Here is a 13,843-nt window from a genome sequence, read left to right as displayed (position 1 = left end):
CGGCCAGCGGGTGAACTGTCGTGTCGATTGAGAAAAAGACCGGACGGATGCAGGCCATATATTTCGTAGTCGGTATCAGACATAAACTGGAGTGAGACGACAATGAAGAAGAGGCTGCTTTTCCCCTGCGTCGCGACGGCAGTCGCGTGCGCTGTCGCCCTTATGATCGCTGCATGCGGCAGCGGCGACGACATCAACGCGCCAACTGATCCTGACACGGTCGCCGACCAGCGGGCCGCCGCACTCGTCGCCCAGATGACCACCGACGAAAAGGTCCAATTGGTGCACGGCACTGGCTTTCCGGTTTTCGGCCTCGGAGGACCTTTTCCGCCAGGGGTGGATGGTGCTGGATACATTCCGGGCGTTCCCAGACTCGGGATTCCTGGGCTCGCGATGGCGGACTCGGCCGGTGGGGTGAACATTGCGAACGTTGGTGCGACGGCGTTGCCGGCGCCCGTTGCGCTCGCGGCGAGCTGGGATCCGCAGCTCGCCAACGCCTATGGTGCACGAATCGCGACCGAGTTGCGCGTACTGGGTTATGGCGAAGGCCTCGGCGGGGGGGTCAACCTGGCGCGCGAACCGCGTGATGGCCGGACGTTCGAATACATGGGCGAAGATCCGGTCCTGACAGGCACGATGAGCGCGGCACGCACAACCGGCACGCAGTCGCAGAAAGTCATTGCGACCATCAAGCATTACGCGATGAACGATCAGGAGACGAACCGCTTCACCAGCAACTCGGTGGTCGACGAGCGGACGATGCGCGAAACCGAGTTGCTCGCTTTCGAGATCGGCGTGACGCAGGGGCAGCCGGGTAACGTGATGTGTTCGTTTAACCAGGTGAACGGCATCTATGCATGCGAGAACCCGTATCTGCTCACGACGGTGCTAAAGAACGAGTGGGACTTCAAGGGAGTCGTGCAGTCCGACTGGGCCGCAAATCACAGCACGGTGGCCGCTGCGCTGGCCGGGCTCGATGAGGAAGAACCCGGCGACCTCGGCAGTGCGGCTGGCAGTCTTCCTGGCATTACTTTCACCTCGTACTTCAGCTCAGCGCTAAAGGCCGCGGTCACGGCGGGCAGCGTGCCGATGGCGCGCCTGAACGACATGGTGCAGCGCAAGCTGCGCACGATGATCCGGTATGGAGTCTTTGATTCCCCGCCCACGTCGGGCGGCACGATCGATCAGGCGGCGGGTAACGCCTTCGCGCTGCAGGTCGCGCAGCAGTCGGCGGTGCTGCTGAAGAACGCCGCGCCGTCCGGCGCGCAGCAGCCGGTCCTGCCGCTGAGTGGGGCGAGCCTGTCGTCGATTGTCGTGATCGGTGGGCATGCGGATACGGGTGTGCTATCGGGCGCTGGCTCGGGCGGGACGCCCGCGATCAACGGCAATGCGGTGTCTGGGTGCCAGCAGCCTGCAAGCCTTATTTTCGGCGGCTGTGCGACCTGGTACAAGTCTTCGCCGCTTGCGGCGATCAAGGCACAGGCAGCGAACGCAAGCGTGACCTACCTTGACGGCACAGACGCAAACGCCGCGGCAAGCGCCGCTGCACAGGCTGACGTCGCGATCGTGTTCGCCACTCAGTGGGAAGGTGAAGGGTTCGATCTACAGAGCCTGAGCCTGCCCAACAACGTGGTGGATCCGTACAACCAGAGCTATGACCAGAACGCGCTGATCACTGCGGTCGCGGCAAAAGCGAAGCGCGTGGTTGTGGTGCTGGAGAACGGCAGTCCGGTGCTGATGCCGTGGCTTGGCAACGTGAACGCGGTGCTTGAGTCATGGTACCCGGGGGTGCAGGGCGGCCAGGCAATCGCCGACCTGCTGTTCGGTACCGTGAACCCGTCGGGCAAGCTGCCGATCACCTTCCCACAGCAGGATGCCGATCTGCCCCAACCGGCGATCTCGGCCACCAACCTGACCGTCAACTATAGCGAGGGGCTGATGATGGGCTATCGCTGGTATGACGCAAAGCAGATCCAGCCGCTCTTCCCATTTGGCTTCGGCCTGTCCTACACGACGTTCCGCTACTCGGGCATCAGCGCGAGCACCGATGGCGCCGGTGACGTGACCGTAACCTTCACGGTCCAGAACACCGGCGCCCGCGCCGGCGCGGAAACGGCCCAGGTCTATGCAACGCTGCCCGTTGGGCTCGGCGAGCCGCCGAAACGGCTCGTGGGCTGGCAGAAAGTTACGTTGCAGCCCGGACAGTCGCAACAGGTGAGCGTCTCCGTGTCCGCAAAACTGCTGTCGACTTGGGACGTGACGAAGCACGCCTGGAAACTGAACGGCGGAGCGTATCAATTGATCGCCGGCGCGTCATCGCGTGATACGAACGCGGTGACGACGTCGGTGGCGCTGGCCGGCCACTGACCGGTCCAGCCCAATACCTGTGGCGGTTGGCGATGGTTGGGGAGTTGGGTCAGTCGGAGCTGCACAGAACATTGCAGGCTGCCACGACCCTATCCCCGGCCAGCCCTCGCAGGCCGGTATTCACATGTGGAACAGCACGATGTATTTCATTGCCTATTGCCTCGCTGACGAAGGCATGGCTGACAATTGCTCGCGACGCACGACAACAGGCGTGATGTAGCTCGGTTCTCGCGTACGCATCCGCGGTAAGCACATGACGGCAGAGCTCCGTGACCGATGCGCTGACGATGGCATGGTTTCGCCGCCGGCCCGTGCGCGGCGTGCTGCTTGACACTTAGAAGGGCATCCGGGCAAGCCAGTACGCAAGCGCCGAATATGAAGCGGTGCTCGCACTCATCGCATCATCTGCAGCATGAGCCGCAACTGTTGGGACATTCGGTCAAGCAGCGCTTCCTCCTGAGCTTGAAGAGGTCGCCCTGCCATGGCGGTACATTCCGGGGCTGGCCCCAGTCCACTTCCTGAAGGCCCTGTGAAATGCGCTGGTCTCCTGAAATCCAGTCCGTGCAGCGACCTCCGCGACCGTGAGAGAACTGGTCGAAAACAGGTCGATAGCGATGTCACGGCGCAATTCGTCCTTCAGTTGCCGGTAGTTGGTCCCCTCGGCCAGCAGGCGGCGCTGCAGCGTGGCCGAGGACTGATTCAGTAACTGCGATAGCGTGTCGAGGTCAGGCCAGTCGTCGGGGATCTGGTTTCGCAAGCGGCGCCTTATCAGGGCAGTAGTGCTGGATTCGTTGCGGTATTTCACCAGGATGTTCGCTGGTGCATTCTCCAGGAATGCGCGCAGACTCGTTTCCGTCTCCGTCAGTTTGAGGTCGAGGAAACTGCGATCGAACCGGATCAGGGTCTCGTCTGCGGAGAACGTCACCTCCTCGCAGAAGCGCATGCGGTAGTCGCTGTCATCCATCGGCGCGGAAGCGCGAAATCTCATCTCGATCAACGGAATCCGTCTGCGTGCCAGCCAACACGCTAAGCCGTGCACGAGGATGAACCACGTCCCGTAGGCAAAGAGGCGGCGCGTCGGCCCATCATCATGCAGGAGGATCAGTGCATGCTCGCCCTCACAGCGTAGCTCCCCATGGATGTCGTCGAGAACCGCGCGCAGAAACTTCAGCATGCGACGCAGCGCGTGTCCCAGGTCTGCAGCATGCAGAACTGCGTGGCACATCAGAGCGTAACTGCCCCGGCGCAGTGGGTGGCTATCCAGACCGAAAAACTCGTCGTCCATCAAGTCGGCCAGAGCCGTCCACAGGCGCGAAAAAGCTAATGCGGGCACGCGTGCTCTCGGAGCATTCAACAATTCTGCCGCGATACCGGCGTGCTGCAGCGCGGCCGCCACATCCAGATTACGTTGCGTAGCGACAAGAATCGCTTCACGCACCAGGCCGATGGAAGTTGTGCCCTTGTCTCGAGTGTCATTCATAGTCAGGTCCGGCCTACAAAGATGCACCGATGTTAATCGCTGCGAGGCCCAATTGAAACGTGAGACCGCCGGCCACCGGTAGTTATCAGCCGACGAGCACTGTTAAGCAGATGGGCGACCCGTTCGATATGTCCGAAAGGCTCATGCGTGAAGAAGTCTGTGGGCATGGAAGTATCTCAGCGTGCCGCTTACGATGACCAGCCTGTAGGTGGTCGAGAACCTAGCTTGTCGGCAGCAGCCTGCGCGGCAGCGTGCCGGTCACGTCAGATAACGCTTCAGGGCACACCCACAAGTTCAAAACTCGTGCTGGCCACGATGACCGCTGCGGTGCCTCGCGCGTCGGGGCCATCACTCAGGAGACAGAAATGCAGATTCAAGATAAAGGTTTCGTCGTCACTGGCGGCGGCTCAGGGCTCGGCGCGGCGACGGCGCGCCGCCTGGTGGCGGGTGGTGCCCGCGTGCTGCTCGTAGACCTGAATGAGGACGCCGGTACCGCGCTAGCGGCGGAACTGGGCCCCAATGCCCACTTCGCCAAGGCTGATATATCCGACGCGGCCAGCGCGGAGAGTGCGTTGGCCGCGTTTCGCGACACCTACGGCACGCTGCATGGTCTCATCAATTGCGCCGGCGTGGCGCCCGCCGAGAAAGTGCTTGGCCGCGAAGGCCCGCACCGGCTGGAGAGTTTCGCGCGCACCGTTAATATCAACTTGATCGGCGCCTTCAACATGGTGCGGCTGGGTGCGGCCTGCATGGCCGAGAACATGCCCGACTCCGATGGCGAGCGCGGGGTCATCATTAACACCGCGTCAGTCGCTGCCTTCGATGGCCAGATCGGGCAAGCGGGCTACGCAGCGTCCAAAGGCGGGGTGGTCGCGATGACGTTGCCTATCGCGCGTGAGTTGGCACGCCATGGCATTCGCGTGGTCGCCATCGCGCCTGGGATCATGGAGACGCCCATGCTCAAAGGCATGCCCACGGAGGTACAGGATGCGCTCGGGAAGATGGTCCCCTTTCCCGCGCGGCTCGGACGGCCTGACGAGTTCGCGGGCCTTGTGCAGCACATCCTCGAAAACGCCTACCTCAACGGCGAGGTGATTCGCCTTGATGGCGCCATCCGCATGGCAGCCAAGTGACCCAGTGTCCGGCGCACTCATCATGATGCCTGCTGCCGCTTGCTGCGGTCGGCCTGAGTCGCCGGGCCCGAATGTGGTCAACTGAATTCCTCCGCGACGAAACCTTTGTTCACCCCTTGCAACGCCGCCATGGAGCGGCGAATGGAGACTCGCATGCCTACCTCTTCGACTTCCAATGACCCCGTCGTTATCGTCGGTGCCGCACGCACGCCGCTGGGTGGCTTCCAGGGCGACTTCGCCTCGCTGACAGCGCCGCAGCTGGGTGCCAACGCGATCCGTGCCGCAGTGCATCGGGCCGGGCTGCAGCCTGAGGCCGTAGACGAGATGCTGATGGGCTGCGTGCTGCCCGCCGGCCTGGGCCAGGCGCCCGCACGTCAAGCGGCGCTGGGGGCCGGGTTGCCGCATTCGGCGGGCTGCACCACGATCAATAAGGTGTGCGGCTCGGGCATGAAAGCCACGATGCTGGCGCACGATCTGCTGTTGACCGGGAGTCAACGCGTGATGGTGGCCGGCGGCATGGAATCCATGAGCAACGCGCCGTACCTGTTGCCCAAGGCCCGTTCGGGCCAGCGCCTGGGGCACGGCCTGGTGCTGGACCACATGTTCTTCGACGGGCTGGAGGACCACTACGGCTCCGCCTCCGATGGCCGCCTGATGGGCACGTTCGCCGAGGACTGTGCGCGCCATTTCGGTTTCAGCCGTGAGGAGCAAGACGCCTATGCTGCCACCTCCACGCTGCGCGCGCAGCAGGCGCAGCGCGACGGCCTGTTCCGGTGGGAAATCACGCCGGTGGCCGTGCCGGGCCGCAACGGCGAGAAATTCTTCGACGAGGACGCGGCGCCAGCGAAGGCGCAACTGGACAAGATCCCCACCCTCAAGCCCGCCTTCGGCAAGGACGGCACCGTCACGGCAGCGAACTCCAGTTCGATCTCCGATGGTGCAGCGGCGTTGGTGCTGATGCGCCAGTCCACCGCACGCGAGCGTGGCTTATCAACGCTGGCCGTTATCCATGCGCATGCCACCCACTCACAGGAGCCCGCCTGGTTCACTACTGCGCCCGTGGGTGCGATCCAGAAGCTGCTCACCAAGGTGGGGTGGCAGGTTGACGATGTCGACCTGTGGGAGATCAATGAGGCCTTCGCCGTGGTGGTCATGGCGGCGATGCGCGAGCTGTCGCTGCCGCACGAGCGAGTGAATGTGCATGGCGGGGCCTGCGCGCTGGGTCACCCGATCGGCGCTACCGGCGCACGTCTTGTCGTGACGCTGCTGGCCGCACTTCGCCAGCGCGGTGCCAGGCGCGGCGTGGCAACCGTGTGCATCGGCGGAGGCGAGGCCACGGCCCTGGCAATTGAGATCGTCTGAGCCGCCCCTACCCTGAAGCTACTCCGACAGCCGTTCCTCTACGTCGTACGGTTCGGGTACGCGATCGAGGGGCCTGCTTTATCACAACCGCGATCGGTTGAGCCGGGGGAGCAAAGACCGTCGAAGCGAGGAAAGAGCCGCCTGTCCACAGACCTCATTCAAACTGATGTCGACGGACATGGATTGAGGCTCCAACCAGGCTGACACTGCAATCGCCTTTGGCAAAGGAAGAGGAGTGTCGCGCCCGGTTGCAGGCAGTACCCGGACTTTATCCCGTGACGGCCACGCACTTGATCGCTGCTGTAGGAGAAGCGAAGCGTGCCCGAAATTCCAGGGCGGTTTCAAGAGTGAAGCGCAACAGCGGGTTTAATGTTTAGAGCCTTGAGGTTGACTTGCCGAGGCAAGGGTCGCGGCGAAGACCTCGAATGGCGAATGGAAGGCATGAGTCGCGCGAGGTCGGCTGTTCAGACTGTCGGCGATAGCGTCAAGTTCGTCCTGACTGTAGACCGAAAGGTCTGCGCTTTTGGGCAGATACTGGCGCAGTAGCCCGTTGGTGTTTTCGCAAGTGCCGCGTTGCCAGGGACTGTGGGGGTCGCAGAAGTACACCTTCACGCCGGTTGCGGCGGTGAGCTCTTTATGGCGCGACATTTCTTTGCCCTGGTCGTAGGTGAAGCTCTGCCGTAATGGCGCGACAATCGAATTGAGTTTGGCGGAGAAGCCCGCCAGCGCTGAAGCGGCGGTGGCGTCTTCCATCTTGGCAAGCAGCACCAGCCGGCTGGTCCGTTCGACCAGCACGCCTACCGAGGACTGGTTGCCGGCACCCTTGATGAAGTCGCCTTCCCAGTGCCCAGGCAGCAGTCGGTCTTCGATTTCGGGCGGCCGCACATGAATACTGACCATGTCAGGAATCTGTCCGCGCCGGTCTGTGCCCCGTGTACGCGGCATGCGCGTGCTGTGGCCATGGCGCAAGCACGCAATGAGCTGACGGCGCAGTTCGCCGCGCGGCTGGGCATAGATGGCCGTGTAGATGGTTTCGTGCGAAACCTGTTGGGTCGGGTCGGTCGGATACATACGCTTGAGTGTGCCCGATATCTGCTGGGGTGACCATTTCCACTCGAGCAGGGTGAGAACGATACGCCAGCAGACGCTTTGCAGGCAAAGCTTTGTGGGATGGCGACCCGCGCTGCGGCGTGCGGCACTGAGTGCTTCAGCCGACACGGACGCGTAGCCAGCGGGAGAGCTGTTTCGCGTCAGTTCCCGGCTAACGGTGGCCGGCGAGCGCCCGAGTATCCGGGCCATGGCCCGGATACTCGAACCCTGCAGATGCAGGCTTGCAATGGTCAGACGCTCTTCAGGTTGAAGTTGCTGGTACTGAGTTCTTTCGTGCATCGCAACACCTTATACGAGATAGGTGTTGCACTTCAGATTTGAGGCCGCCCAGGCATATGGTGGCCAGTTCCGGATTAACACCTCACGAGAATAGCAGCACAGGAGAGCAAAGACTGCTCGGAATCAGAAAGTCAGTATGGCGGCAATAAATATACGGAGACCAGAATGAGAAATCGGTTAACAAGCGGCCGAAGCTCGGCAATTGCGCGTGCTTTGTTAGCGGCATCAACTATTGCCATATCCGGCTGCGGCGGCCATGACTCCGCGCCGGCAAACGTCGCTGCGGCGCAGACGTCGGCTGCGATGTGTAGTGCGTTGGCTGGCATGACGGTTCCCGCCTCCTCTATCGGATTACCGACAACCGGTGCCACTGTCGTATCCGCCACGCTCGTTGCCGATACAGATCCTCGTAATACAAATGGTGAGTATTGCAAAGTACTCGGAAGTATTCATCCGGTGGATTTCAACGCGCCCGATATTCATGCCGAGGTTGACCTTCCGACTAACTTCAATGGTAAATCTGTTCACTTTGGTGGCGGGGGTTTTGACGGCACGATCCCCGCTACTGAGGGCTCCCCGCTCGATGGTTTCGCAGCCGGCGCAGAGCCAGCAGGCGTCACAACGCCGTTGCGCAGAGGTTACGTGACTCTAGGGAGCGACAGTGGGCATGAGGGAACCCTCTTCGATGGCTCATTCGCAGAAAACGATGAGGCGCTCGCTAATTACGGAGGCGACCACATTAAGAAGACGCATGATTTTGCAGCGTACATCGCAAAGAAACGTTATGGCTCGGCCCTCGTGCACAGTTATTTTATTGGTGGATCGAGCGGCGGACGACAAGCGCTGATGGCGGCGCAGCGATTCCCACAAGACTACGACGGTATCATCTCGACATTTCCCGCCTCGGGAATTACAGGACTATGGCTGCAAATGGGGAGAATTTCGAAATCTCTCCTAGCGCCCGGAGGATACGTCCCCCCTGCTAAAGGCAACGCACTTCTCGCAGCGGTCATGATCAAATGTGATGCTTTGGATGGCGTGGCTGACGGCATAATTAGCAACCCTTCAGCGTGCGTGTTCGATCCAACGCTGATTCGCTGCCCCGGCGGAGTCGACACCGGTGACACGTGCCTGTCCGACGCGCAAATCAATACAATGGCCACCGCTGGGACACCGCTTAACTTTAGCTTTTCTCTGGCGAACGGAATTCAAACCTTTCCAGCATACAACGCATTCGCCGGTGCGGACTTTTGGTCAAACCCGTTGGCTTGGGGCGCGTCCGCCACCGATGCGACAATCGAACCCGGGGTTCTCGGAAAAAGCGCGTTTTATTACACGTTCTCAAACGACATGCTCCGATTTGCGGTCGCTCGCGATCCTGGCTCGAGCATTCTCAATTTCGACCCTACCAGCCCGGGACCGCTAGCCGCGCGCGTCCAGGCGGTGAGCGCGCTCATGGATAGCACGAGCACTGACTTGACTCAATTCCAAAGTCGCGGTGGCAAGATCATTCTCCAACACGGACAAGCTGACCAGTTCATTCCAGCGCAACTGTCAACTGACTACTATAACCGTCTGGTATCCAGGTTCGGGCAGGGGCCGCTTGATCAATTTCTGAAATTTTACTTGGTGCCGGGCGCGGCTCACGGTGGCGGCGGACAGTTCAACGGTTCATACGATGGTCTGACGGTGTTGGACAATTGGGTCACCAAAGGCGTCGAGCCCCACAACCTGACGATCACCGACCTCGCTCCGCCAGCCGCTGGACGTACCCGACCATTGTGCGAATATCCACAGTGGCCAAAATATGTCGGCGGCGATCAGAATGTTGCAACTAGCTTCATATGCTCGAACTAGTTCGGTGGCAGCGCGCGCCCGTCCGCAGTGTCTGGCGAGTACCGTTACGCCCAGTTCTGCCAACGCTACCGCGATTGGGCGCATAAGCTCCGACCCAGTGCAATGCGCCACGTCGTCACCGAAGCGCAGGACATCCCGCTCGCGGCCCCAGTGACCGGGGCCGCCCGCCACGCGGCCCTACTCAACTCGAGGTGTTGGTCGAAGCCGCCCGACCCTCTGCGGTAAGGGTGGCAGACCACAATTAAGGCCTCAGGTCGTTCAGGGCGACACAGGCTACGACTGAATGCGTGAAGTATGGTGAGTTAAAGCGCCCGTCAGAGGCTCGCTCGACGTAAGGCAGGCGACTGAGCAACCCTTGCCGGGAAGAGTTAGTAATTTTCGGTCGATTTGATGAGTATCTGACTCAGGCGCCGCATATGCGCCGCTTTCTACCTCCACGTTCGCTTCCTCGGCGATCGCGCGGTGACTCACTGGCAGCCATGCGAAGGTCTGTTTTGTGATTCGGCGCAATGGCCTCGGCCGAAGATATGCCTGAGAGCCCTCCATGGCGTATTGTCGTGATCGGGGCGCTGAAGGGCAAATTATCCGATCCGCTCGCCGTCATCTTCCAGTCCGTCCTGAGACCAGGGCTAGAGACCCGGTAACCGCTCCAATACTGGGCACAAAGGCCCCCTTCATCCACGTCTCGCATCCGATACTACCGAATGGGTCATGACGCAATCGCTCCGTGCCGGTATCGGCGAACTGACGGGCGAATTTCATACCCGGAGAACTCATCCCTGCACAGCAGCCGTCCGTCAGCCCAGCTGCTCGACCGAGGCTCGGCGCGCACCGGCGCGACCGCCTGACCGTGGTTCCAGCCGGTCCGACACTACATTTCTCTAAACCGGAAAGCGATTCGTCCAGTAGCGCGCCAGTAGCTGCCGGCAGTGCCGCAATGCCGGCAAACGCGGGTGTTCGGCGACCTCATGCAAGTTGAAGTTGATGGACATGGACTGCCGGCCTTGTCCCGCTGAAACTGGCTACAGCACAGACCAACGGCCAATCGAGTCGCGACAAGGCCGCCCCATTGAGGGCGCTGTTGGAACTGGCGTGGACCTCGCCCACGACGATAAACCAAAGGAGACAAGATGAACCAGATAGATGTGCACTCGCTCGCGGGTGAGGCAAGATTCAATGGCTTTCACACCCTGGTCCTGTTCTGGTGTCTGTTGATGCTGATACTCGACGGCTACGATCTTGCCGTCGTGGGCGCAGCGTTGCCATCAATCATGAAGGACATGGGCATCGACGCTACCAGGGCTGGCGTCATGGCCGGATCGGCGCTTTTTGGCGTGATGCTCGGGGCCATTTTTCTTGGCACGCTGGCTGACCGTTTCGGCCGACCAATGATGATCTGTGTTTGCGTGGCGCTGTTCAGTCTTTTCACCGCAGCGGCTGGATTGACCAGCGATCCCATCGCTTTCAGCATGACGCGATTCATCGCTGGTCTGGGCATTGGCGGGGTCTTGCCAATTGTCACCGCACAGATGGGAGAATTTTCGCCGAACGCCCTGCGCACACGATTGGTGACGCTGGTGTTCGCGGGATATTCCATTGGCGGAATTCTTGTGGCGCTGACTGCAAAGCAGCTTATCGGCAGCTACGGCTGGCAATCGCCCCTGTTGCCGTAGTTCAGGGTAGTGCAGGGCGCTGAGGTCTCTACCATACGCGGCTTCATGGTCGAGGTTCGTTCGTGTGAAGAGCGCGGGTGTTACGGACTCTCCACCCGAAAAAACACCAAGTCGAGGTCGCAGCAAATTTTCAACATGCCGAAAAAAATGGACCGTCTATCTCCTCCTCCTTTCAGCTCGTTTGCCGACGTGAGTCGAGCCGTCGATTGGGCACTCGTCACCCGGCGCAGCGTCCGTGCTTTCCTGCCCATACCGGTTCCCCCCGAGGAAGTCGAGTCCATCCTCAACGTTGCGCGCTTCAGCGCAACCGGCGTCAACATCCAGCCCTGGCATGTGCATGTGGTGACAGGCACGATGAAGTCCCGCCTGTCTGCCGCCATCAACGAGATCAATGATGATCCTGCACGAAGTTCAGACCTGGAAGGGCCCTACGATTACTACCCGCGCGAATGGATCGCGCCGTATGTGGACCGCCGGCGCAAGGTCGGTTGGAATCTGTACGGCCTGCTGGGCATCCAGAAGGGGGACAAGGAGCGGATGCACGTCCAGCACGGCCGCAACTACAGCTTCTTTGATGCGCCCGTAGGCCTGTTTTTCACGGTTGACCGGATCATGCGTGAAGGAAGTCTGCTGGACACCGGCATGTTCCTGCAAAGCGTCATGATCGCTGCCCGGGCGCGAGGCCTCGACACCTGCCCGCAGGCGGCTTTCAACAAGTTCCACCGTGTCATCGCCAACGAACTGTCCATTCCCGACAATCACATGTTGGTCTGCGGGATGAGCCTGGGTTATGCGGATCCCAGTTGCATCGAGAACTCGCTCGTCACGGAGCGCAGCCCAGTCGGCGATTTCACTACTTTCTACGAAGAATGAACGGAGACAAAGTCATGAGTGCAACGGCCTACTCTCAAGGACTTGAGAAGAACGCAGCAAACCATGTTCCATTGACGCCATTGACCTTCCTCGATCGAACCGCCGATGTCTATCCGGATCGGGCCGCGATCATTCATGGCGACTTCCGCCAGACGTGGGCCGAAACCCGCGAGCGTTGCTATCGCCTCGCGTCGGCGCTCGTTCAGTCGGGGATCGAATCGGGCGACACCGTGTCGATCATCGCGCCGAACACCCCGGCCATGCTTGAGGCTCACTTTGGCGTGCCGCTGTCCGGTGCCGTGCTCAACGCCGTCAATTGCCGCCTCGATGCTGACGGTGTCGCATTCATTCTGCGCCACGGCGAATGCAAGCTCCTGCTGGTAGATCGCGAATTTGCTCCGCTGGTCGAGAAAGCGTTGCAGTCGGTTTCCAATCCGCCGCGCGTGATCGACATCAACGATCACGAAGCGCCTGACAACCCCGCCATCGGGGAAACTGATTATGAGTCGCTGCTGGCGAGCGGCGATCCGGCATTTGCCGGTCGCCACCCGGTCGACGAGTGGACGCCCATTGCCCTGAATTACACGTCGGGCACCACCGGGGATCCGAAGGGCGTCGTTCCCAGCCACCGCGGCACCTATCTGATGAGCCTGTTGCAGATGACAAACTGGCCGCTCCCGCGCGCGCCGGTTTATTTGTGGACGCTTCCCATGTTCCATGCGAATGGCTGGTGCTTCACATGGGCGATTACTGCCGCCGCCGGAACACATGTATGCCTGCGCAAGGTCAATGCTGCCAATGTTCTTTCCGCCATCGTCAGACATGGTGTAGATCACTTTTGTGCGGCGCCGATCGTCCTGTCAGGCCTCGCAAGCATGCCTCATTCAGAACGGCAGCCGCTGCCGCGTCGGGTGCGGGTCCTGACAGCCGGCTCGCCGGCGCCAGCCGCTGTTCTCGAGGCCGTTGGCGCGATGGGTTTCGATGTCGACCACGTCTTTGGGATTACTGAGATTTCCGGCACTCCGATCAGCTGTGCATGGCATGACGAGTGGGATGCGTTGCCGCCGGAGCAGCAAGGGAAATTGAAAGCGCGGCAAGGCGTACGTGCGGCAGCGTTCGAAAAAATGTCGGTCGCCGATCCTGAGACGCTCGAGACGGTGTCGGCCGACAGCAAGTCCTGCGGTGAGGTCATGGTTCGGGGGAATACGGTGATGATGGGATATCTTAAGAATCCCGACGCAACCGCAAAGGCTTTCGCCAGCGGCTGGTTCCATACTGGAGATCTGGCCGTCGTTCATCCTGACGGCTATATCCAGATCACAGACCGCTCCAAGGACGTGATCATCTCCGGTGGGGAGAACATTTCGTCTGTCGAAGTGGAGGAGGTCATCTACCGCATGCAGGGCGTCCTCAACGCGGCCGTGGTCGCGCAGCCCGATGACAAATGGGGCGAGACTCCTTGTGCGTTTATCGAGCTGAAGCCGGATGCCTCCGACATAACGGAGGAGGATGTAATTTTGTTCTGTCGGGAGCGACTGGCGCATTTCAAATGCCCGCGTCGCGTGATCTTCGGCGAATTGCCCAAGACCGCTACCGGGAAGATCCAGAAGTTTCGTCTGCGTGAGCAAGCGGGCAGCCGAGCAGCGATTACTAGATTGGCCGGCTGAGGCTCTGGCGTACCACTGAACACGCCGTGCGCTGTAAAGCGC

Annotated in this window: 8 protein-coding genes and 1 pseudogene; 7 read left to right on the top strand and 2 right to left on the bottom strand. The window is 61.0% G+C overall.

Going from position 1 to position 13,843, the window contains the following annotated elements; genetic code table 11:
• The first annotated feature begins 102 nt into the window (after positions 1–102).
• Positions 103–2,367, top strand: a complete 2,265-nt coding sequence (locus OKW45_RS00170) for a beta-glucosidase family protein (RefSeq protein WP_429465115.1) — start codon at positions 103–105, stop codon at positions 2,365–2,367.
• A 439-nt stretch (positions 2,368–2,806) separates the two neighbouring features.
• Here OKW45_RS00170 and OKW45_RS00165 read toward each other — a convergent pair whose 3' ends face one another.
• A complete protein-coding gene (locus OKW45_RS00165; protein WP_018424261.1) occupies positions 2,807–3,847 on the bottom strand; it encodes an AraC family transcriptional regulator in 1,041 nt (346 codons plus the stop codon).
• A gap of 365 nt (positions 3,848–4,212) precedes the next feature.
• Here OKW45_RS00165 and OKW45_RS00160 point away from each other — a divergent pair, with 365 nt between their 5' ends.
• Complete coding sequence (locus OKW45_RS00160) at positions 4,213–4,980, top strand: 3-hydroxyacyl-CoA dehydrogenase (RefSeq protein ID WP_429465113.1); 768 nt, start codon at positions 4,213–4,215, stop codon at positions 4,978–4,980.
• A 153-nt stretch (positions 4,981–5,133) separates the two neighbouring features.
• Positions 5,134–6,342, top strand: a complete 1,209-nt coding sequence (locus OKW45_RS00155; protein ID WP_429465111.1) for an acetyl-CoA C-acyltransferase — start codon at positions 5,134–5,136, stop codon at positions 6,340–6,342.
• A 366-nt stretch (positions 6,343–6,708) separates the two neighbouring features.
• On the opposite strand, the gene OKW45_RS00150 is transcribed toward OKW45_RS00155, so the two are convergent.
• Positions 6,709–7,731, bottom strand: a complete 1,023-nt coding sequence (locus OKW45_RS00150; protein ID WP_429409801.1) for an IS30 family transposase — start codon at positions 7,729–7,731, stop codon at positions 6,709–6,711.
• 165 nt (positions 7,732–7,896) lie between these two features.
• Here OKW45_RS00150 and OKW45_RS00145 point away from each other — a divergent pair, with 165 nt between their 5' ends.
• The 4 genes and pseudogenes from OKW45_RS00145 to OKW45_RS00130 all read left to right on the top strand — a co-directional run bounded on the left by OKW45_RS00145 (position 7,897) and on the right by OKW45_RS00130 (position 13,801).
• Complete coding sequence (locus OKW45_RS00145; protein WP_429465109.1) at positions 7,897–9,588, top strand: tannase/feruloyl esterase family alpha/beta hydrolase; 1,692 nt, start codon at positions 7,897–7,899, stop codon at positions 9,586–9,588.
• A gap of 1,130 nt (positions 9,589–10,718) precedes the next feature.
• Positions 10,719–11,246, top strand: a pseudogene (locus OKW45_RS00140) (MFS transporter); the annotation flags it as partial.
• 162 nt (positions 11,247–11,408) lie between these two features.
• Positions 11,409–12,134 (top strand): nitroreductase, encoded by a 726-nt coding sequence (locus tag OKW45_RS00135; RefSeq protein WP_429469166.1) that lies wholly within the window; start codon positions 11,409–11,411, stop codon positions 12,132–12,134.
• Positions 12,135–12,148: 14 nt separating this feature from the next.
• Positions 12,149–13,801 carry an acyl-CoA synthetase gene (locus OKW45_RS00130; RefSeq protein WP_429465107.1) on the top strand — a complete coding sequence of 551 codons (1,653 nt, stop codon included), beginning with the start codon at positions 12,149–12,151 and terminating at the stop codon, positions 13,799–13,801.
• Positions 13,802–13,843: the final 42 nt, after the last annotated feature.

Origin of the sequence: Paraburkholderia lebeckiae (assembly GCF_050436225.1) — a bacterium.
GTDB classification, from domain to species: Bacteria; Pseudomonadota; Gammaproteobacteria; order Burkholderiales; family Burkholderiaceae; genus Paraburkholderia; species Paraburkholderia tuberum.
Note: the sequence above shows the minus strand (reverse complement) of the source record. Positions and strands in the feature narration are given on the sequence as shown.

Coding starts and splice junctions, on each gene's coding strand:
- OKW45_RS00165 (WP_018424261.1), bottom strand. CDS start 3,847: ATGAATGACACTCGAGACAAGGGCACAACTTCCATCGGCCTGGTGCGT.
- OKW45_RS00130 (WP_429465107.1), top strand. CDS start 12,149: ATGAGTGCAACGGCCTACTCTCAAGGACTTGAGAAGAACGCAGCAAAC.
- OKW45_RS00145 (WP_429465109.1), top strand. CDS start 7,897: ATGAGAAATCGGTTAACAAGCGGCCGAAGCTCGGCAATTGCGCGTGCT.
- OKW45_RS00135 (WP_429469166.1), top strand. CDS start 11,409: ATGGACCGTCTATCTCCTCCTCCTTTCAGCTCGTTTGCCGACGTGAGT.
- OKW45_RS00160 (WP_429465113.1), top strand. CDS start 4,213: ATGCAGATTCAAGATAAAGGTTTCGTCGTCACTGGCGGCGGCTCAGGG.
- OKW45_RS00155 (WP_429465111.1), top strand. CDS start 5,134: ATGCCTACCTCTTCGACTTCCAATGACCCCGTCGTTATCGTCGGTGCC.
- OKW45_RS00170 (WP_429465115.1), top strand. CDS start 103: ATGAAGAAGAGGCTGCTTTTCCCCTGCGTCGCGACGGCAGTCGCGTGC.
- OKW45_RS00150 (WP_429409801.1), bottom strand. CDS start 7,731: ATGCACGAAAGAACTCAGTACCAGCAACTTCAACCTGAAGAGCGTCTG.